The sequence below is a fragment of the Pseudomonas sp. FW305-70 genome, from assembly GCF_058783925.1.
In genome coordinates this window covers 103,614-124,091 of the sequence record NZ_JBYSYZ010000005.1, presented here as the reverse complement: position 1 = coordinate 124,091, position 20,478 = coordinate 103,614, and the positions used below count along the sequence as shown (strand labels likewise).

Annotated in this window: 19 protein-coding genes; 14 read left to right on the top strand and 5 right to left on the bottom strand. The window is 61.6% G+C overall.

Translation table 11 applies throughout. The features are described from left to right. The first annotated feature begins 19 nt into the window (after window positions 1-19). Window positions 20-445, top strand: a complete 426-nt coding sequence (locus tag AC3WN7_RS05955) for a DUF2269 domain-containing protein (protein WP_095964248.1) — start codon at window positions 20-22, stop codon at window positions 443-445. Window positions 446-551: 106 nt separating this feature from the next. On the opposite strand, the gene AC3WN7_RS05950 is transcribed toward AC3WN7_RS05955, so the two are convergent. Beyond that, window positions 552-1,208, bottom strand: a complete 657-nt coding sequence (locus tag AC3WN7_RS05950; RefSeq protein ID WP_102673490.1) for a histidinol-phosphatase — start codon at window positions 1,206-1,208, stop codon at window positions 552-554. Window positions 1,209-1,351: 143 nt separating this feature from the next. Between AC3WN7_RS05950 and AC3WN7_RS05945 the strand changes: the two genes are divergently transcribed. After that, window positions 1,352-1,831, top strand: a complete 480-nt coding sequence (locus AC3WN7_RS05945; RefSeq protein ID WP_053163553.1) for an RNA pyrophosphohydrolase — start codon at window positions 1,352-1,354, stop codon at window positions 1,829-1,831. 22 nt (window positions 1,832-1,853) lie between these two features. Then, a complete protein-coding gene (ptsP, locus tag AC3WN7_RS05940) occupies window positions 1,854-4,133 on the top strand; it encodes a phosphoenolpyruvate--protein phosphotransferase (protein ID WP_102673489.1) in 2,280 nt (759 codons plus the stop codon). Between the two features lie 114 nt (window positions 4,134-4,247). Here the strand turns inward: ptsP and AC3WN7_RS05935 are convergent, their stop codons facing one another. Further along, window positions 4,248-4,994 carry an NRDE family protein gene (locus AC3WN7_RS05935; RefSeq protein ID WP_102673488.1) on the bottom strand — a complete coding sequence of 249 codons (747 nt, stop codon included), beginning with the start codon at window positions 4,992-4,994 and terminating at the stop codon, window positions 4,248-4,250. A gap of 134 nt (window positions 4,995-5,128) precedes the next feature. Between AC3WN7_RS05935 and AC3WN7_RS05930 the strand changes: the two genes are divergently transcribed. The 3 genes from AC3WN7_RS05930 (at window position 5,129) to AC3WN7_RS05920 (ending at window position 7,836) form a co-directional block, all read left to right on the top strand. Next, a complete protein-coding gene (locus AC3WN7_RS05930) occupies window positions 5,129-5,911 on the top strand; it encodes a sulfite exporter TauE/SafE family protein (RefSeq protein WP_033048041.1) in 783 nt (260 codons plus the stop codon). A 97-nt stretch (window positions 5,912-6,008) separates the two neighbouring features. Continuing rightward, a complete protein-coding gene (gene lgt, locus AC3WN7_RS05925) occupies window positions 6,009-6,815 on the top strand; it encodes a prolipoprotein diacylglyceryl transferase (protein ID WP_015097247.1) in 807 nt (268 codons plus the stop codon). A 49-nt stretch (window positions 6,816-6,864) separates the two neighbouring features. After that, the gene (locus tag AC3WN7_RS05920) at window positions 6,865-7,836 is read left to right on the top strand and encodes a thymidylate synthase (RefSeq protein ID WP_015097246.1); all 972 of its coding nucleotides are present in this window, start codon (window positions 6,865-6,867) and stop codon (window positions 7,834-7,836) included. 126 nt (window positions 7,837-7,962) lie between these two features. On the opposite strand, the gene cadR is transcribed toward AC3WN7_RS05920, so the two are convergent. After that, the gene (gene cadR, locus AC3WN7_RS05915) at window positions 7,963-8,412 is read right to left on the bottom strand and encodes a Cd(II)/Pb(II)-responsive transcriptional regulator (RefSeq protein WP_095964243.1); all 450 of its coding nucleotides are present in this window, start codon (window positions 8,410-8,412) and stop codon (window positions 7,963-7,965) included. Between the two features lie 93 nt (window positions 8,413-8,505). Here cadR and AC3WN7_RS05910 point away from each other — a divergent pair, with 93 nt between their 5' ends. The 7 genes from AC3WN7_RS05910 to AC3WN7_RS05880 all read left to right on the top strand — a co-directional run bounded on the left by AC3WN7_RS05910 (window position 8,506) and on the right by AC3WN7_RS05880 (window position 17,058). Then, window positions 8,506-10,773 carry a heavy metal translocating P-type ATPase gene (locus AC3WN7_RS05910; protein ID WP_102673487.1) on the top strand — a complete coding sequence of 756 codons (2,268 nt, stop codon included), beginning with the start codon at window positions 8,506-8,508 and terminating at the stop codon, window positions 10,771-10,773. A gap of 9 nt (window positions 10,774-10,782) precedes the next feature. Then, window positions 10,783-11,646: a LysR family transcriptional regulator gene (locus AC3WN7_RS05905; RefSeq protein ID WP_102673486.1), complete on the top strand. Its 864-nt coding sequence runs from the start codon at window positions 10,783-10,785 to the stop codon at window positions 11,644-11,646. A gap of 228 nt (window positions 11,647-11,874) precedes the next feature. Beyond that, window positions 11,875-12,951: a putative 2-aminoethylphosphonate ABC transporter ATP-binding protein gene (locus AC3WN7_RS05900; RefSeq protein WP_102673485.1), complete on the top strand. Its 1,077-nt coding sequence runs from the start codon at window positions 11,875-11,877 to the stop codon at window positions 12,949-12,951. After that, complete coding sequence (locus AC3WN7_RS05895) at window positions 12,951-14,675, top strand: putative 2-aminoethylphosphonate ABC transporter permease subunit (RefSeq protein WP_102673484.1); 1,725 nt, start codon at window positions 12,951-12,953, stop codon at window positions 14,673-14,675. The genes AC3WN7_RS05900 and AC3WN7_RS05895 overlap by 1 nt, the downstream gene beginning before the upstream one ends. A 33-nt stretch (window positions 14,676-14,708) precedes the next feature. Next, complete coding sequence (locus AC3WN7_RS05890; protein ID WP_015097240.1) at window positions 14,709-15,734, top strand: putative 2-aminoethylphosphonate ABC transporter substrate-binding protein; 1,026 nt, start codon at window positions 14,709-14,711, stop codon at window positions 15,732-15,734. Window positions 15,735-15,869: 135 nt separating this feature from the next. Then, complete coding sequence (locus AC3WN7_RS05885) at window positions 15,870-16,436, top strand: phosphonate degradation HD-domain oxygenase (RefSeq protein WP_102673483.1); 567 nt, start codon at window positions 15,870-15,872, stop codon at window positions 16,434-16,436. A 91-nt stretch (window positions 16,437-16,527) separates the two neighbouring features. Beyond that, complete coding sequence (locus AC3WN7_RS05880) at window positions 16,528-17,058, top strand: hypothetical protein (RefSeq protein ID WP_095964236.1); 531 nt, start codon at window positions 16,528-16,530, stop codon at window positions 17,056-17,058. Between the two features lie 12 nt (window positions 17,059-17,070). Here AC3WN7_RS05880 and AC3WN7_RS05875 read toward each other — a convergent pair whose 3' ends face one another. Together AC3WN7_RS05875 and AC3WN7_RS05870 are read right to left on the bottom strand one after the other, a co-directional pair. After that, window positions 17,071-18,447: a GTPase/DUF3482 domain-containing protein gene (locus AC3WN7_RS05875; RefSeq protein ID WP_102673482.1), complete on the bottom strand. Its 1,377-nt coding sequence runs from the start codon at window positions 18,445-18,447 to the stop codon at window positions 17,071-17,073. Continuing rightward, window positions 18,440-19,810: a DUF2868 domain-containing protein gene (locus AC3WN7_RS05870; RefSeq protein WP_102673481.1), complete on the bottom strand. Its 1,371-nt coding sequence runs from the start codon at window positions 19,808-19,810 to the stop codon at window positions 18,440-18,442. The genes AC3WN7_RS05875 and AC3WN7_RS05870 overlap by 8 nt, the downstream gene beginning before the upstream one ends. A gap of 85 nt (window positions 19,811-19,895) precedes the next feature. Between AC3WN7_RS05870 and AC3WN7_RS05865 the strand changes: the two genes are divergently transcribed. Then, window positions 19,896-20,408 (top strand): dihydrofolate reductase, encoded by a 513-nt coding sequence (locus AC3WN7_RS05865; RefSeq protein WP_102673480.1) that lies wholly within the window; start codon window positions 19,896-19,898, stop codon window positions 20,406-20,408. Window positions 20,409-20,478: the final 70 nt, after the last annotated feature.

Below are 20,478 nucleotides of genomic sequence, written 5' to 3'. Positions count from 1 at the left end.
GTCATAAGGAAGTCGAGCAATGGAAACGTTAACTGCCCTGAAAGCGGCGCACATGGTGGCAACGGTTGTACTGCTGGCCTGTGCGCTGGGTCTGGGCGTCTGGGTTTTGCTTGCGCGGCGCAAGGGTGATGCAACGGCGGGAAGCCGCACCCTGCAACGGCCACGTGTATTTGTCTGGCTGTTGATGGGGCTGGCGCTGCTGAGCATGCCGTTTACCGGCTGGTGGATGGTGCACCTGGTGGGCTGGCCGTTGGGACATACCTGGTTGCTAGTCTCCAGTGTGCTGTACACCGTGGCGGCACTGGCGTGGTTCTGGCTGCTGGTGCGGCTGAACAAGCTGCGCAAGGCGCCGGGTGGCGTGGGGAAGTTCACCTTTGCCCTGGCGTTGTTCAGTTTTGTCTGTTTTGTCGCCATTGCCGGGTTGATGGGTGCCAAACCCGTGTAGGAGCGAGCCTGCTCGCGATGGGCGTTAACGAAAACGCGGGGCGCCTGAAGCCCCGCAGCGACCTTGAGTTTTTCGCGAGCAAGCTCGCTCCTACAGTAAAGCGATATCAGTCGCGCAACGAAATCACCGGCCAGCCACGCTTCTCGGCCTCGGCCCGCAGGTTCGAATCAGGATCGACAGCGACAGGATTCGTCACCTGCTCCAGCAGCGGCAGATCATTCATCGAGTCGCTATAGAAGTAGCTGTCTTGCAGCGTAAACCCGGTTTCTTCCAGCCAGCGATTCAGCCGCGTCACCTTGCCTTCGCGGAAGCATGGAACATCGGTGCTGCGCCCGGTGTAGCGGCCGTCGAGCATTTCGCATTCGGTGGCGATCAGGGTTTCGACCCCCAGGCGCTCGGCAATCGGCCCGGTGACGAAGCGGTTGGTGGCGGTGATGATCACCAGTTTGTCGCCGGCAGCACGGTGCTTGGCCAGCAACTCGATAGCCTTGGGCAGCAGGATCGGTTCGATGCAGTCGCGCATGTAGTCGCTGTGCCACTGATCCAGCGTAGCCATTTCGGTGCGCCCGAGGACTTCCAGGCAGAAGTTCAGGTAAGCGGCGTTATCCAGTTTGCCGGCCAGGTAATCCTGGTAGAACTCATCGTTGCGTGCCTTGTAGGCGACGGCGTCGAGAAAGCCGCGCTCGCACAGGTAATCGCCCCAAGCGTGATCGCTGTCACCGCCCAGGAGGGTGTTGTCCAAATCGAATAAAGCCAGGCGCATTGCAGTTACCCGCTGAAAAGTCAGTAAAAAGGCGACAAGAATACGGTCTTTTCACAAGAGTGCACATAAGGTAGGAACCTTCGTTGCCGCCTTAACAACCTTTGTGGAACAATGCGGCGACATGCGTTTGCGAGGTTGTTGCCGTGATCGACCCCGATGGTTTTCGCCCCAATGTCGGGATCATTCTGACGAATGACGCCGGCCAGGTGCTATGGGCTCGCCGAATCAATCAAGATGCCTGGCAGTTTCCGCAGGGTGGAATCAACCCCGAAGAGACGCCGGAAGACGCCTTGTACCGCGAGCTGAACGAAGAAGTAGGCCTGGAGCGCGAAGATGTTGAAATTCTCGCCTGCACCCGGGGCTGGTTGCGCTATCGTTTGCCGCAACGTCTGGTACGTACCCACAGCCAACCGCTGTGCATCGGCCAGAAACAGAAATGGTTTCTCCTGCGCCTGGTCTCCAACGAGCAGCGGGTGCGGATGGATTTGACCGGTAAACCGGAATTCGATGGCTGGCGCTGGGTCAGCTATTGGTATCCGTTGGGCCAGGTGGTGACATTCAAGCGCGAGGTGTATCGACGCGCTCTCAAAGAGCTTGCCCCGCGCCTTTTAGCGCGCGACTGACGACGGAGTTCGACCCCGAGCCATGCTCAATACGCTGCGCAAGATCGTCCAGGAAGTTAACTCCGCCAAGGATCTCAAGGCGGCGTTGGGGATTATTGTGTTGCGCGTCAAAGAGGCCATGGGCAGCCAGGTCTGCTCGGTCTACCTGCTTGACCCCGAGACCAACCGCTTCGTGCTGATGGCCACCGAGGGCTTGAACAAGCGCTCGATCGGCAAAGTCAGCATGGCACCCAACGAAGGTCTGGTTGGCCTGGTCGGTACGCGCGAAGAACCCCTGAACCTCGAAAACGCTGCGGACCACCCGCGCTACCGCTACTTCGCCGAGACCGGTGAAGAGCGCTTCGCCTCATTCCTCGGGGCGCCGATCATTCACCACCGCCGCGTTGTCGGCGTGTTGGTCATTCAGCAAAAAGAACGTCGTCAGTTCGATGAAGGTGAAGAAGCCTTCCTCGTGACCATGAGCGCGCAGCTCGCCGGCGTTATCGCCCACGCCGAAGCCACCGGTTCGATCCGTGGCCTCGGTCGTCAGGGCAAAGGCATCCAGGAGGCCAAGTTCGTTGGCGTACCGGGTTCGCCGGGTGCGGCAGTGGGTACGGCGGTGGTCATGCTGCCACCGGCCGACCTGGACGTGGTGCCGGACAAGACCATCACCGACATCGACGCCGAACTCGGGCTGTTCAAGACCGCCATCGAAGGCGTGCGCGCCGACATGCGCGCGTTGTCGGCCAAGCTCGCCACGCAGTTGCGCCCGGAAGAACGGGCCCTGTTCGACGTCTACCTGATGATGCTCGACGATGCCGCGCTGGGCAGCGAAGTCACCACCGTGATCAAGACCGGTCAGTGGGCCCAGGGCGCGTTGCGCCAGGTGGTCACCGATCACGTCAACCGTTTCGAGTTGATGGACGACGCCTACCTGCGTGAGCGCGCTTCGGACGTCAAGGACCTCGGCCGGCGCCTGCTGGCTTATTTGCAGGAAGAGCGCCAGCAAACCCTGGTCTACCCCGACAACACCATTCTGGTCAGCGAAGAGCTGACGCCGGCAATGCTCGGCGAGGTGCCGGAAGGCAAGCTGGCCGGCCTGGTGTCGGTGCTCGGTTCCGGTAACTCCCACGTCGCGATTCTCGCCCGCGCCATGGGCATCCCGACCGTGATGGGCCTGGTCGACCTGCCGTACTCCAAGGTCGACGGCATCCAGATGATTGTCGACGGCTACCACGGCGAGGTCTACACCAACCCGAGTGACGTGCTGCGCAAGCAGTTCGCCGAAGTGGTCGAGGAAGAGAAGCAACTGGCCCTCGGGCTGGATGCACTGCGTGATCTGCCGTGTATCACGGTCGATGGCCACCGCATGCCGCTGTGGGTCAACACCGGCCTGCTGGCGGACGTGGCGCGGGCGCAGAAGCGCGGTGCCGAAGGCGTGGGCCTGTACCGCACCGAAGTGCCGTTCATGATCAACCAGCGTTTCCCGAGCGAAAAGGAACAACTGGCGATCTACCGCGAACAACTGGCCGCGTTCCACCCGCAACCGGTGACCATGCGCACCCTGGACATCGGTGGCGACAAGTCACTGTCGTACTTCCCGATCAAGGAAGACAACCCGTTCCTCGGCTGGCGCGGCATTCGCGTTACCCTCGACCACCCGGAAATCTTCCTGGTGCAGACCCGTGCCATGCTCAAGGCCAGCGAAGGCTTGAACAACCTGCGCATTCTGCTGCCGATGATCTCCGGCATTCATGAACTGGAAGAAGCGCTGCACCTGATCCACCGCGCCTGGGGCGAAGTGCGCGACGAAGGCTGTGACGTGCCGATGCCGCCGATTGGCGTGATGATCGAGATCCCCGCGGCGGTGTACCAGACCAAGGAGCTGGCGCGGCAGGTGGACTTCCTGTCGGTCGGCTCCAACGACCTGACCCAATACCTGTTGGCCGTGGACCGCAACAACCCGCGGGTTGCCGATCTTTACGACTACCTGCACCCGGCGGTGCTTCAGGCATTGCAGAACGTCGTGCGTGACGCCCATGCCGAAGGCAAACCGGTGAGCATCTGCGGTGAAATGGCCGGTGACCCGGCGGCGGCCGTGCTGTTGATGGCGATGGGTTTCGACAGCCTGTCGATGAACGCCACCAACTTGCCGAAGGTGAAGTGGATGCTGCGCCAGATCAACCTGAGCAAGGCCAAGGAATTACTGGCCGAGCTGATGACCATCGACAACCCGCAGGTTATCCACAGCTCGCTGCAACTGGCGCTGAAGAACCTCGGGTTGGCGCGGATGATCAATCCGGCGGCGATCAAGCCCCTCTGAGCTTGTAGCGGCCTCTTCGCGAGCAAGCCCGCTCCCACACTGGATTTGTGAACGACGCAAATCCCCTGTGGGAGCGGGCTTGCTCGCGAAAGGGCCCGAACGAACAGCGCAAAACTAAATTCTGATCTCCACTTCCCCAAGATGCCCGCCATACGGCCCGAAACTGCGTTCCACGATATGCCGCGTGCCATCCGCCTGCACAATCAACGCCGTACTCGCCCGTGTCCCATAACTCTGGCTGGCAATGAACACGCTCGACAGCAGCGTCTCGGTCGCCAACCCCACTCCCGTGTCCGGCAACTCGGCAAATGGCGCGGTCTGCGCATCGCTCAATAGCGCCAGCAGTGCCTGAGGCTGCGGATCATCCAGCACCTCGCTCAACGCCGCTTTGGCCTTGAGCAGTTTCGGCCAGGGTGTATCCAGCCCGGCATTGGATAACCCGTAGACCCCCGAGGCCAGCATGACGGCTTCCGATTCCCGTTGATTGAAGTGCCAGAGCTCATGGGGATTGCCGACCAGCAGGTTAAAGCCACCATATTCCAGCGAACGGTCGACAACGTCGGCTAAATAGTCGTCAATTGGCATTTCCCCGGTGAGAAATCGCGCGACCAGCTCCCCACGAGACTTGCGCCCTGGCGGTCGATGGGGGTCGCGAATGTTGGTCAGCGCGGCAAAGCGTCCGTTGGCACCGACACCGAGCCAGGTGCCACCGGCCTCCAGGTCGCGTCCGGCGTATACCTGGGGTGCTTCGGGCCATGGCGCCAGTGGGAGGCTGGGGCGGGCGTAGAATTCATCGCGATTGGCCGCCACGACCAGCGGCTGGGCATGGCCCGGGCGCCAGGCAAAAACAATCAGGCACATAAGGGAGTCCTTGTGTGTTTTTTGCCCACTCTACGCAGACATCGCTCATCGATCCATCGCCTTGCACAGTGGAGCTTGAGGCTATGCATCCGTTACCATGCCGCTCCGGTTTTGGGGATGCGGGCGGGACAACCATGGAATTTCTGCTCTATCTGGCGCTCGGCGCCTGTGCAGGTGTGCTCGCCGGGCTGTTTGGCGTGGGTGGCGGGATCATCATCGTCCCGGTGCTGGTGTTCAGCTTCAAGGCCCAAGGCTTCGATCCATCGATCCTCACGCACCTGGCGGTGGGGACGTCCCTGGCGACGATCATCTTTACCTCGGTCAACGCGGTACGCGAACATCACCGCCGTGGCGCCGTGCGTTGGCCGATTTTCATGTGGATGACCGTCGGCATTCTGATCGGTGCCGGGTTCGGCGCCTTGACGGCGGAAGCGATTTCCGGCCCCAACCTGCAGAAACTCATTGGTGTATTTGCCCTGGTGATCGCCGCTCAATTGGCACTGGAGGTCAAACCCAAGGCCAGCCGAACCGTGCCGGGCAAACTCGGTCTGACCGTGGCCGGCAGCGTGATTGGCTGGGCCTCGGCGATTTTCGGCATTGGCGGCGGTTCGTTGACCGTGCCATTCCTGACCTGGCGCAGCGTACCGATGCAGCAAGCCGTGGCCACTTCATCGGCCTGCGGGCTGCCGATTGCCCTGGCCAGTGCATTAAGTTTCATGATTCTGGGCTGGCACGATCCGTTGCTTCCGGCCCATAGTCTCGGTTTTGTTTATTTGCCGGCGCTGCTGGGCATTGCCCTGACCAGCATGGTGTTCGCCCGTTTGGGCGCGCGACTGGCCCACAGGTTGTCGCCGAGGTTGCTGAAAAGGCTGTTTGCCGCTTTGCTGTTCTGCGTCGGTCTGAACTTTCTAGTCTGAAGCATCTGCTCTGACGCACAGCGCAATCCTGGCTTAATCCTGAGGTGGCAGCGTCGCCCGGGAATTTTTAAGATTTGAACTCTAACGAGGAGTCGCAATGCTGCCTTACCCGCAGATCGACCCGGTGGCCCTGGCCATCGGTCCGCTGAAAATCCACTGGTACGGCCTGATGTACCTGATCGGCATCGGCGGCGCGTGGCTGCTGGCCTCCCGCCGGTTGAACCGCTTCGACCCGACCTGGACCAAGGAGAAGCTCTCCGACATGGTGTTCTGGATGTCGATGGGGGTGATCGTCGGCGGACGCCTGGGTTATGTGCTGTTCTACGACCTGAGCGCTTATCTGGCCAACCCGACGCTGATTTTCGAAGTGTGGAAGGGTGGCATGTCGTTCCATGGCGGTTTCATCGGCGTGATGCTGGCGGCGTTGTGGTTCGGCAAAAAGAACAACAAGTCGTTCTTCCAGCTGATGGACTTCGTTGCGCCGATGGTGCCGATTGGCCTGGGGGCCGGGCGTATCGGCAACTTCATCAACGCCGAGTTGTGGGGCAAGGCAACCGATGTGCCGTGGGCGATGGTCTTTCCGACCGATCCGGCGCAACTGGCGCGTCACCCCTCGCAGCTGTACCAGTTCGCCCTCGAAGGCGTGGCGCTGTTCCTGATCCTCTGGCTGTTCTCGCGCAAGCCGCGGCCGACCATGGCGGTATCGGGCATGTTCGCGCTGTTCTATGGCATCTTCCGTTTCATCGTCGAGTTCGTCCGCGTACCGGACGCGCAACTGGGCTATCTGGCCTGGAACTGGCTGACCATGGGCCAGGTGCTGTGCCTGCCAATGATCGTCGGCGGCCTGGTCCTGATCTGGCTGGCGTATCACCGCGCCCCGGCAACGCCAGCGGCAGCCGTATAAAATTCGAACCCCGCAGCGATGGCTGCGGGTTCAAGGACACAGGTAACTCATGAAGCAATATCTCGAACTGGTCGCCCACGTCATCAAGAACGGCACCAAACAGGCCAACCGTACCGGCGTGAACACCATCAGTTTTCCCGGCGCGATGCTGCGTTACGACCTGCAGGAAGGTTTTCCGGCGATCACCACGCGTAAGATGGCCTTCAAATCGGCCATCGGCGAAATGTGCGGATTCCTCCGTGGCGTGAACAACGCTGCCGAATTCCGCGCCCTGGGCTGCAAGGTCTGGGACCAGAACGCCAACGAAAACGCCCAGTGGCTGGCCAACCCGTTCCGCCAGGGCGAAGACGACCTTGGCGAAATCTACGGCGTGCAATGGCGCAAATGGCCGGCATACAAGCAGATTCCGCTCAGCAACCCGGCCGCCATCGAGCAGACCCTCAAGCAAGGCTACCGCCAGATTGCCGAAGGCGAAGAAAACGGCCAGGCCTATGTGGTGCTGTACAAGGCCATCGACCAGGTTCGCCAGTGCGTCGACACCATCATCAAGGACCCGGGCAGCCGTCGCATCCTGTTCCACGGCTGGAACTGCGCCCAGCTTGATGAAATGGCCTTGCCGCCGTGCCACCTGCTGTACCAGTTCCACCCGAATGTCGAGACCAGGGAGATCTCCTTGACCCTCTACATCCGCTCCAACGACCTGGGCCTGGGCACGCCGTTCAACCTCACCGAAGGCGCCGCGCTGCTGAGCCTGATCGGTCGCCTGACCGGCTACACGCCACGCTGGTTCACCTATTTCATCGGTGATGCGCACGTCTACGAAAATCACCTGGACATGCTCAACGAACAGCTCAAGCGTGAACCGTTCCCGATGCCGAAACTGGTAATTTCCGACCGTGTGCCGGAGTTTGCCAAGACAGGCGTTTACCAGCCGGAGTGGCTGGAACTGGTCGAACCGGGCGACTTCTCACTGGAAGGCTACGAGCACCACGCGCCAATGACCGCACCGATGGCGGTCTAAAGCTTACGCATCCCTCTGTAGGAGCGAGCTTGCTCGCGATGTACGTGAACGATGACGCGTTTTATCTGAAAACATGCGTCGTCCTTGAGTTCATCGCGAGCAAGCTCGCTCCTACAGGGGATCGTGTTAGTGGCCGTGACTGCGGCCGACATGTGAATGCTCAGCCTCTGTCGCCACAACCCCGCCGCTCACTTCCAGCCGCTGCAAAATCCCGCATTGATCGACACCCGGCCTCTCGCTGCAGCGTTGGCGCAGGTCGAGCAGTTGTGCCTGCAAGGCCAGCAGGCCGTCGATCCGCGCCTTGACGTGGTGGATGTGCTCATCGATCAGTGCGTTGACGCTTTCGCACTGGTCCTGGGGACTGTCGCGAAATGCCAGCAAGCTGCGGATTTCCTCGAGGGTCATGTCGAGGGTGCGACAGTTGCGGATGAAGGTCAGGCGCTCGGCGTGGGCCTGGGTGTAGACGCGATAGTTGCCGTCACTGCGGGCCGGTTCCGGCAGAAGGTTCTCGCGCTCGTAGTAACGGATCGTCTCTACGGCGCAGTCCGTGAGTTTCGCCAATTCTCCAATCTTCATGACGACAATCTCCATAACTCCAAAATGGGTGCTTGACCCTGTAGTGGCTACAGGGTCTTTACTGGGCAACAGGCACTCTTATGGACGCAACCAATGAGCGATTCTCAGCATACCCACAAACCTGTGGCCGAACATGAAATCGGCGTTAAGCTTCGACCCTTGCCCAAGCATGACCATGGCGGTCACGGCGACGCTTGCTGTTCATCAAGAACGGCAGCGCCTGCGCGGGTCACGCTGAGCGAATCGCCGACGGCGGGTGCCCGTCTGAGCAGCTTTCGCATCGAGGCGATGGACTGCCCGACCGAGCAGACGCTGATCCAGAATAAGCTAAGCAAGCTGACAGGCGTGCAGCAACTGGAGTTCAATCTGATCAACCGGGTGCTCGGCGTGACCCACGATTTGCCAGGCACCGAGCCAATCATCGAGGCGATCAAGTCCCTGGGCATGCACGCCGAACCGCTGGAGCAGGGGGCTGAAACACCGGCCGCGAAACCCGATAGGAAACACTGGTGGCCATTGGCGTTGTCCGGTGTGGGCGCATTGCTGGCGGAAGTCATCCACTTCACCGCGACCGCGCCTGATTGGGTGGTAGCGGTCATTGCGCTGGTGTCCATCCTCAGCGGCGGTCTCGGCACCTATAAAAAGGGCTGGATCGCGCTCAAGAACCTCAATCTGAACATCAACGCACTGATGAGCATTGCCGTCACCGGCGCCGTCCTGATCGGACAATGGCCGGAAGCGGCAATGGTGATGTTCCTGTTCACCGTGGCCGAGCTGATCGAGGCTCGCTCCCTGGATCGCGCGCGCAATGCCATCGGCGGGCTGATGCAGATGGCGCCGGAGCAGGCGACGGTGTTGCAGGCCGACGGCAGTTGGGTCGAGCAGGATGTCAAAATCATCGAAATCGGTGCGCGGGTGCGTGTGCGTCCCGGCGAGCGCATTGGTCTGGACGGCGAAGTGCTGTCCGGGCGTTCGACCATCGATCAGGCGCCCATTACCGGGGAAAGCCTGCCGGTGGAGAAAACGGTCGGCGACAAAGTGTTCGCCGGCACCATCAATCAGGCCGGTTCCCTTGAGTACGCGGTCACTGCCGCTGCGGGTAATTCGACCCTGGCACGCATCATCCACGCTGTTGAACAGGCGCAAGGCGCGCGGGCGCCGACCCAGCGATTCGTCGATCAATTTTCGAAAATCTACACCCCTGCAGTGTTTGTCCTTGCGCTGGCCGTGGCGGTCATCCCACCGCTGTTCATGGGTGAGTTGTGGTTCGACTGGATCTATCGGGCGCTGGTGCTGCTGGTGGTGGCGTGCCCGTGCGCACTGGTGATTTCCACGCCGGTGACCATCGTCAGCGGCCTCGCGGCGGCGGCGCGCAAAGGGATCCTGGTCAAGGGCGGCGTCTATCTGGAGGGTGGTTACAAGCTTGACTACCTGGCCCTGGACAAGACCGGCACCATCACCCACGGCAAGCCGGTGCAGACCGATTACCTGTCGCTGGACCCGACCGCCGATGCATCGGCGCCAGCCATTGCCGCCGCGCTCGCCGGGCGTTCGGATCACCCGGTTTCCCTGGCCATCGCCAAAGCGGCTGTGGATAACCACAGCACGACGCTGATTGTGGATAACTTCGAAGCCCTGGGCGGGCGCGGTGTGCGCGGCGAGATCAACGGCCAGCTCTACCACTTGGGCAACCATCGTCTGGTGGAGGATCTGGGCCTGTGTTCGCCGGCGCTGGAAGAAAAACTGTTTGCCCTGGAAAAGCAGGGCAAGTCGGTGGTGCTGCTGCTTGATTCGTCCGGTCCTTTGGCACTGTTCGCTGTCGCCGATACGGTAAAGGCCTCCAGTCGCGAAGCCATCGAGCAACTGCATGACCTGGGCATCAAAACCCTGATGCTCACCGGCGACAACGTCCACACCGCGCAAGCCATTGCCGCGCAGGTCGGCATCGATGAAGCCAGGGGCGACCTGTTGCCGGGGGACAAATTGCAGTCTATCGAGGCCCTTTATGCCCAGGGGCACCGGGTCGGCATGGTTGGCGACGGCATCAACGACGCGCCTGCGCTGGCGCGTTCCGAGATCGGTTTCGCCATGGCCGCCGCAGGCACCGATACCGCGATTGAAACCGCCGATGTCGCCCTGATGGACGACGATCTGCGCAAGATCCCGGCATTCATTCGCCTGTCGCGGCAGACGTCGAGCATCCTCAAACAGAACATCGCCCTGGCGTTGGTCATCAAGGCGATCTTTCTTGGGGTAACCTTCGCCGGGGTCGCTACCATGTGGATGGCAGTGTTCGCCGACATGGGCGTGAGTTTGCTGGTGGTGTTCAACGGTTTGCGCCTGCTGCGCAATAAAGGATGAGGGACGGTTGTGCTGAGTGCCGAGCTGAAGGCGTTTTACATGGTGGCCCGCCTGGGCAGCATTACCCAGGCTGCCAAAAAGCTTGGCCTGAGCCAGCCGACGGTGACGACGCAGATCCGCAACCTCGAAAGCCAGTATGCAGTCGAGCTGTTCTACCGTGGCGGTCGGCGTCTCAGCGTCAGCGAGGAGGGGGCGCGACTGCTGCCGATGGTCAAGGTGCTGATGCAGCAGGAAGCCGACATCGAGTTTTTCCTGCGTAACTGCGGCCAGGTCCAGGGCACTTTGCGCATTGCCGCCACGGCGCCGTATTACATCCTCGACCTGGTGAAAACCTTTCGCGAGCGTTTGCCGCAGGTGGAGGTGTCGGTGGAAATCGGCAATTCCCAGCAAGTGCTCGAAGCGCTGGAAGAGTACCGGGTCGATGTTGCGGCATCGTCGCAGCTGCTCGATGACGCGCGCTTGATTCGCCGGGTGCTCGGCAGCGATCCGCTGGTGCTGGCGGTGCATCGCAATCATCCACTGGCGGTTCATGATCACGTACCACTTGGCGCCTTGGCCGGGCATACCCTGCTGATGCGCGAACCGGGCTCGACCACTCGACGCCTGACCGAAGAGTTGCTGGCCAGCGCCGGAGTGAGTTTCGGGCCGCTGCTGGAGATCGGCAGCCGCGAATCGATCCGCGAAGCAGTGCTGCGCAACATCGGCATCAGCATCATCGCCCGCCAGGAAGTCCCCCATGATCCGCAACTGCGGGTGCTGACCATCGAAAATGCACCGCAGATCCCCGAATACCTGTATTGCCTCAAGGAACGCAAAAGCGCGCGGTTGCCGGCGGCGTTTCTCGGGTTGGCGCAGGAAATGGCGCCGGCTTGATTTTTGTGCTGCCAGTGATGACCTCTTCGCGAGCAAGCCCGCTCCCACAGTTGACTGCAATCCCAGTGGGAGCGGGCTTGCTCGCGAAGGCGTCAGTCCAGTCAGCGCCTGCTGTGAAGGCATAACCAAAAATCCCGAATACCACTATCGGCAGTTTTTGCCTTACTGCCACATGACGGACTCATTACAACCCTAGGATGGCCTTCATCTGCCAGATGAGGTCCGTCCATGAACAACTCGATCGCAACTGCCCTGACCAACCCCGGCGCCCCGATGAAGGTGCGTGGCATACAGAAACGTTTTGGCGCTTTCACCGCGCTGGATAACGTTTCACTCGACGTGGCGGCCGGTGAGCTGGTGTGTCTGCTGGGGCCGTCGGGCTGTGGCAAGACCACCTTGCTGCGCTGCATCGCCGGCCTGGAAAAACAGGACAGCGGCGAGTTGTACCTGGGGGATCGCGACGTTTCCCTCCTGGCTCCCCAGGCGCGGGACTACGGCATTCTGTTCCAGTCCTACGCGTTGTTCCCCAATCTCACCGTCGAAGCGAACATTGCCTACGGCCTCGCCGGCAATGGTCGCGACCAGATTCGCCAGCGTGTCGGTCAGATGCTGGAACTGGTCGGCCTGGGCGGCAGCGAGAAAAAGTATCCCGGTCAGTTGTCCGGTGGCCAGCAGCAACGGGTTGCACTGGCCCGCGCGCTGGCCCCGGCACCTTCGCTGCTGCTGCTCGACGAGCCGATGTCGGCCCTCGATGCCCGGGTGCGTGAGCATCTGTGTACCGAACTGCGCCAGCTGCAACGCAACCTCGGCATCACCACCTTGATGGTGACCCACAATCAGGACGAGGCCATGCTGATGGCCGACCGTATCGCCGTGATGAACAACGGCAAGGTCGAGCAGTACGCCACGCCGCAGGAAATCTACAACCGCCCGGCCACGCCGTTCGTGGCGGAGTTCGTCGGCCAGGGCAACTGGTTGCCGTTCCAGCGCAGCAGCGACAGCCACGCCCAGGTCGGCGGGATGAACATGCGCCTGGCCGAAGGCAGCGCCAAGACCGCCTCGGGCCGCTTGTTCTGCCGCCCCGAAGCGATCAACGTCAATCCGCTGGTGCACGAGGAAAACCTGTTCCCGGCCAAGGTTCGCGAGATCACCTTCCTCGGCAACCGCTGCCGCATGAGCTTCGAGCTCGATCATTTGCCGGGCCATGCGCTATTGGCGGAACTGGCACCGGAAGCCATGCCGCGCCTTGGCGCCCGGCAGATCATGGTCGCCTTGCCGCCGCGCAGCCTGCAGGTGTTTGCCTGATGAGCGCGAACATTGCGCTGCCGCTGCCACACAAGCAGGTTCGGCAGACTTCCCGTGCCGAGATCGGTGACCGGCTGTTCGTGGTCGGCGGCAAAGTGCTTCTGCTGGTGCTGTTGAGCGTTGCCGTATTGATGCCGTTGCTGGCGATCTTCTGGCGTGGTTTCAGCGCTGAAGCCGGGCAGGGTGGTGGTTGGGTTGCAGCGAAAGAACTGGTGACCAGCGAGAACTTCCACTGGTTGCTCGGCAACAGTCTGAAGGTTTCCCTCAGCGTCGCGACGATTGTCTTACCCCTGGCTTATCTGTTTGCCTACGCGCTGCAACGCACCCTGATTGCAGGTAAAGGTATCTGGCGTGGCATTTCCCTGCTGCCATTGATGGCACCGTCGATGCTGCCCGGGATTGCGCTGGTTTACCTGTTCGGCAACCAGGGCATGCTGCGTGGCCTGCTCTCGGACAACATCTACGGCTTCTGGGGCATTGTTCTGGGTGAGGTGATCTACACCTTCCCGCACGCCTTGATGATTCTTCTGTCGGCCTTGTCCCTGGCTGATGCGCGATTGTTCGATGCGGCTTCAAGCATGGGCGCCAGTCCGGCGAAAGCGTTCCGCAGCATCACCTGGCCGGCGACCCGTCAGGCGGTTTTCGCAGCGTTCTGCCTGGTGTTCACCCTGACCATCACTGATTTCGGGGTTCCGGTGGTGGTCGGCGGCGACTATCAGGTGCTGGCACTGGAAGCCTATAAAGCCGTGGTCGGCCAACAGCAATTCGGCCGCGGTGCCCTGATCGGCATGGTGTTGTTGCTGCCGGCGCTGTTCAGCTTTGGCGTCGATGCCTGGTTGCGTCGGCGTCACGGCGACTCCATGAGCGGTCGTGCCCAGGTGTTCAAGCCTGCGCCATCGAAACTGCGCGACGCTTGCTACCTGGCCATCGTCCTGTTGATCAGTGCTGCGTTGCTGCTGGTGTTCGGCATGGCGGTGTTCTCGTCCCTGGTGAAATTCTGGCCGTACAACCTGTCGCTGTCGCTCAACCACTACCAGTTCAATGAAACCGCCGGCGGTGGCTGGCTGGCCTACGGCAACAGCTTGAAGATGGCTTTGGGCACGGCGTTGATCGGCAGCCTGCTGATTTTCACCGGCGCCTACCTGATGGAAAAAACCAGGGGGCAGCGCGGCCTGAACCTGACCTTGCGCATGCTCAGCTTCGTACCGATGGCGGTGCCGGGCCTGGTGTTGGGGTTGGGTTACGTCTTCTTCTTCAACCTCACCGGCAACCCGCTGCACGTGCTGTACGGGACCATGACCCTGCTGATCGTCTGCACCATTGCGCACTATTTGACCACCGCGCAAATGACCGCCACCACCGCGTTGCGTCAACTCGATGCCGAGTTCGAAGCCGCCGCGTTGTCGCTCAAGGCGCCGCTGTACCGCCATTACCTGCGCGTCACCGTTCCGATCTGCCTGCCGGCTTTGCTGGACATCGTGCGCTACCTGTTCGTCTCGGCCATGACCACCGTCTCGGCGGCGATCTTCCTCTACAGCCCCGACACCATCCTCGCGGCGGTGGCGGTGCTGAACATGGACGACGCCGGCAACGTCGGCGGCGCGGCGGCGATGTCGACCCTGATTCTGTTCACCTCGGCGGGCGTGTCCCTGCTGCTGGCCGGGGCCTCGCGCGGTTTGCTGCGCCGCTCCCAGGCCTGGCGGCAGACCGCGCCCGGTCATTGATTCACACCCTCAACTCAAATACAGGAAAAGATCATGTTCAAGCCTATGGCCCTGGCCGCCGCTGTCCTCACCGCTTTCAGCCTGAACGCCTTTGCGGCGAAAACCGAGTTGACGGTGTACACCGCCCTCGAAGCCGAACAGCTGAAAACCTATAAAGAAGCTTTCGAAAAGGCCAACCCGGACGTCGAAATCAAATGGGTGCGTGATTCCACCGGCATCATCACGGCCAAGTTGCTTGCCGAAAAAGCCCGCCCGCAGGCTGACGCCGTGTGGGGCCTGGCGGCTTCCAGCCTGGCGATCCTCGACCAGCAGGGCATGCTGCAAAGCTATGCACCCAAGGACCTTGGCAAGATCGGCGCCAACTACCGCGACGCCGCCAACCCGCCAGCCTGGGTCGGCATGGATGTCTGGGCCGCGACCATTTGCTTCAACACCGTCGAAGCCGAAAAGCAGGGCCTGACCAAGCCCGTGAGCTGGCAAGACCTGACCAAGCCTGAGTACAAAGGCAAGATCGTCATGCCGAACCCGGCATCGTCCGGCACCGGCTTCCTCGACGTCAGCGCCTGGCTTCAAACCTTCGGCGAGAAGCAGGGCTGGGCCTACATGGACGGCCTGCACCAGAACATCGGCCAGTACGTTCACTCCGGTTCCAAGCCTTGCAAACTGGCGGCTGCGGGTGAATTCCCGATCGGTATTTCCTTCGAATACCCGGCCGTTCAACTGAAACGCCAGGGTGCACCGCTGGACATCATCCTGCCGAAGGAAGGTCTGGGCTGGGAAATCGAAGCGACTGCCGTGATCAAGGGCACTGCCCACGAGGAAGCCGCGAAGAAACTGGCTGACTTCTCCGCCAGCCCGGAAGCGATGGAGTTGTACAAAGAAAACTTCGCAGTGCTTGCCCAGCCTGGTATCGCCAAGCCGCAGACCGAACTGCCAGCCGACTACGAACAGCGCCTGATCAAGAACGACTTTGCCTGGGCCTCGAAGAACCGCGACGAGATCCTGACCGAATGGCGCAAGCGTTATGATGGCAAGTCCGAGAAAGTGGCGGCCAAGTAAGATCTTTATCGGCTGAAGGGGCCTCTTCGCGGGCAAGCCCGCTCCCACAGGGAAATGCGTTCCAATGTGGGAGCGGGCTTGCTCGCGAAAGCGGTCTACCATTCACCACAAATCTCACTGATCGGGAGACTTCTGATGCACAGCCATGAACAAACCGTCGCCAAGGTCTTCGCCCTCTATGAACGCTTTGGCGACAGCGACTACATCGGCGAGCCGGTGTCGCAGATCGAGCACATGTCCCAAGCCGCCCAATGCGCGATGGCCGAAGGCTTCGACGACGAAGTCGTGCTGGCGGCGTTCTTCCACGATATCGGGCACATCTGCACCGAGGGTGCCGAGAACATGGGCGGCTACGGCGTGGTCAGCCACGAACGGCTGGGCGCCGATTATTTGCGCAAGGCCGGCTTCAGCGAACGCATGGCCCGGTTGGTGGAGTACCACGTCCAGGCCAAGCGCTATCTGACACTCAGGGAGCCCGGGTACTACGAACGCCTGAGCGAAGCCAGTCGCCGGACCCTGGAATATCAGGGGGGCGTGATGACCGAAGCCGAAGCTGATGCCTTCGAGCAGGACCCGTTGTGCAAAGTCAGTTTGCGCATGCGCCAGTGGGATGAACAGGCCAAGGAGATGCATGTGCCGGTGACGGATCTGGAGGTGTTGAAGCGCAAAGCCATCAGAGTCTTGTCTCTCGAAGCCTGCTGAAACGCCCTACAAGTAAATGAAACTGTTCGCGCAGAGAGTTCCGGCGAGACGGGCTAGCTTGATCGGCCCTTATTCAATGAGACACTCCACCATGCGTTATTTGAAAGTGACTGCCCAGGACCGCAGCGCGAACGGCAAGGCCGACACCGTCCTCCTGCATTTTTTCGAGGAGAGTAGCGGGGCAGAGGACAGGCTCATCCATAAGGCCTATGCGCTGGATATCACGGCTGATGGCAAGGTTGATTTCCAGGTCGGTGATGTGAACAACGATGGTAAGGAAAACACCAAGGACGAGCGGTTGCTCAGGTCGTTTGCCAACGCCTACTTGCAGCTCAAATGGTTCAACCGCGGCGATACCTGGGATCGCTATCTGAAGATATTCACCGAAGATTTCGCCAACGACGGTTCGCCAGACACCGTGCGCCTGCACTTTCATGAAGGCGTCGGCAAACCGTCGGATCAAACTATCGTTTACACCGCGTCCGCCTATGACACCAACAACGACGGGAAGATGGACTGGCTGATCCACTTCGATATGGATAACGACGGTGACCAGGATGCGGTGGATCAGCAGCGCGTCTCACAGCTCAGCACTGCGTATCTGCAGTTCAACTGGAGCTGACGATCAGCAAGTTCACAACTGCTGCGCCAACACCTCAACCTGCTCCTGCCGCTCCGCCTGATTCAACTTCGGATGCGGATTCAACGACGACCACTGCGGATGTGCCCGAGCCTTGTTCAAAGCCTCGGGCAGTTTGCCTTCGCGCCAGCTCTTTTCCTGAGGCGTGGCCACCTGGATGCTATCCATCGCCGCATGCCCACGGGTGTTCAGCGCTTGCAGCAATTGCCGCTGGCGCAGCGCTAACAGGCGCAGCACGTTGTCATCCACCGTGAGTTCGCGCTGGCCCTTGATCTTGCCCAGCAAGCGGCTGCCATAACTGCGTGCGGTTTGCAGGGCGCCACCGGCGATGGCGCCGGCCAGTGCAGCGGCGCCGAGTGTAATCCCGCCCACCAGCAAATCGACCCCGGCCCCGGCAGCGGCGCCTGCGGCAATTCCACCGCCGACGCGCACACCCAGTTGCTTGAGGGTTTCCGGGTTGAACAAATCATCACCCCAACGGCCATCGAGCAGCGGCAAATCACTGGCCGCGGCATCCTGTGGGCGGAAGGCGTAGAGCTTGAGCAGGGCCTCGACGCAACGCTGCTCACGCTGGCGTACGGCTTTGCGCAATTCGCTGATCGCCTGTTGTTCTTGCTCGGCCTCACTGACCACGCTACGCCGGCAAGCCGCGCAATCGATCAGCAATTCGGCAATCAGTCGCTCCGCGCTTTGCTGGCGAGCCAGACGCTGGGCTTGCTGATCGGCGATCAGGCGTTCGAGTTGCGGCCGGGCCGTTTCCAGCAACAGGGCCAGACTTTCATAGAGTCGACGCTCGCCGTCTTCCGGCGGCGCGACACTGTCGAAACGCACCAGGGCATGCAAGCCCAGCCGCGCCAGCGCTTCACGCCAGGCCGGTTCGCGGTGGTTGGCGCTGCTGACGAAGTTCAGCACCGGCAGCAAGGGTTTGCCGCAACTGGCCAACACTTCCAGCTCGTCGCGATACTTGGCCAGCACCGGCTCACGGGCGTCGATCACATAGAGACCGGCATCCGACGCCAGCAACTGGCGCAGCACCTTGGCTTCCTGTTCGAAGCGTTGCCGGGCTTCGCTGCCCTCCAGGAAACGCGCCAGGCGTGCCGGACCGTCGAGGCGTTCACCCGGGCGTTCCAGGCGTTCGAGGTAATCGAGCAGGGCGATGGCGTCTTCCAGGCCGGGGGTGTCGTAGAGGTCGAGCAGTGGCTCGCCGTCCACCGAAAGGCGGGCGCCTTCGACGTGCCGCGTGGTACTGGGACGATGGGACACTTCACCGAAACCGACGTCGCGGGTCAGGGTGCGCAACAACGAGGTTTTACCGACGTTGGTGTGACCGACCACGGCAAGTTTCAGAGGCTGCTTCCTGGTGTCAGTCATGACCCGTCTCCAGCCAGTTCATCGGTGCACAATCGGCAAACGGCAACTCAAGCTGTTGCAGCGCCATGTGCCAGTCGCCCAGGCGCTCGGCGTCCAGCGCTTCACCGGGCGGCGCCTGCAACAACCACACGCGGGTGGCGCTGGCGCTGCGGGCCAGCTCGGCAATCAAGGCCAGGCTGCCGCGATCCGGCGAGCGCCGTGGATCGCAGGCGATGGCCAGGCGTGCCGGGGGAAAGCGGCTCAGTTGTTCGAGGAGTTTGTGCCGCGATTCGCGACTGTCGAGGATCCCGGCGTTATTCACGTTTTTCGGCAACTGCGGTGGCCACGGGCGTTGGTCGTCCAGTTCGATGGCGACCAACAGCGCACCGTCGCTTTGCTGCTCGGTGACACCGTTTTCCATGCGGTGCAGTTGCGCCGGTGCCGCATCGCTGACACCGAGGCGCTCGCTGGTGGGCATCAAGCGTTCACGCAATTGCGCGTAACCGGGCAGGTTCAAATCCAGACGCAGCGCCGTTTGCCCTGTCTTCCAGCGCCACAGGCAAAACAGCGCGAGCAGCAGGCGCGGCAAAACGCCGTAGACCAGCAGTACGCCCACCAGCCAGGCGGCCCAGGCCTGGCGAGCGCTTTCGATGTTCAGTGCGGCATCGCCACTGGCGCGGATCATCTCCACGGTCGGCACACTGAAGCCAAGCAGGGCCGGCAACGCACCCAGCGCTTGAGTGACGGCGATAAAGGTGTCGGCACCGAGGATCGTGGTTTCCCAGACGAAGCCGTAGCGCCGGGTCGCCATCAACATCAGCAGGATCACCAGCGCGCTGAGCATCGCCAACAACCACAGGCTGTTGACCAGCACGCCGATGGCCCAGCGATTGAGTTTCTGCCGTTGCAGTAACAGGAGCAGGGCGGGGGCCAACTGCGCGGCTTTGGCGTCACGAGCGAGTTTTTCGCTGAGCCATAGCCACAGGCGTCCGAGGCTGGCGCCGTGTTCGCCGGCAAACACCAGCCCCAGGGCCCAACTCAGCAGCAGGACCAGATTGAGCCCGAGCAGGCTGCCCAAGGCCCAGAATACATTCACCGGGTGCAGGCCATCACCCATTGCGGCCAATGCCAGGCCGGCGCCGCTGATCACCGCCAGCACGGCCATTACGATCAGCGCCAGTCGTGCGCCTTGCAGCCAGTGTTTGAGGGCTGTAGTCAGGCCATCGCGTTCAGCCAGCCACAGGGCGCGGCGTTGAATGCGCGCCGGCAAATCGCCGCCGGCGCTGCGGGCCAGTCGGTTGGCTTCAAGGTCTTCCAGAGGGCCTGCATGTTCTTCGCGCAGGCGGATGGTCTCTGTCAGCCAGAGGGTATTGAGTTCAGTCACGCGGCATCCCGTCGCTTAAATGAGCTGTGAGCATAACCGCTGTGGCGCTTATCGGCGAAAGCGAGGCTCTGGTATCCTCGCCGGCATGACTAAATCACTCCCCCTCAGCCTGATTGCAGCCCTCGGTGAAAACCGTGTGATCGGCGTCGACAACAGCATGCCCTGGCACTTGCCGGGGGACTTCAAATATTTCAAGGCCACCACCCTCGGCAAGCCGATCATCATGGGTCGCAAGACTTGGGATTCCCTCGGTCGTCCGCTGCCGGGCCGCCTGAACATCGTGGTCAGTCGCCAGGCGGATCTGCAGCTCGAAGGCGCGGAGGTATATCCGTCGCTGGAAGCCGCCGTCGTTCGCGCCGAAGCATGGGCGAAGGAACAGGGCGTCGATGAGTTGATGCTGATTGGTGGCGCGCAGTTGTATGCGCAAGGGCTGGCGCAGGCTGACCGGTTGTACCTGACTCGCGTGGCGCTGAGCCCGGAAGGGGATGCCTGGTTTCCGGAGTTTGATTTGAACCAGTGGAAACTGGTGTCGGATGTGCCGAACCCGGCTGAGGGCGATAAGCCCGCGTACAACTTCGAAGTCTGGGAAAAAGCTTAAGAGCTTCGCGAGCAAGCCCGCTCCCACAGGGGATGTGTGTCGTTCACAGATCCAATGTGGGAGCGGGCTT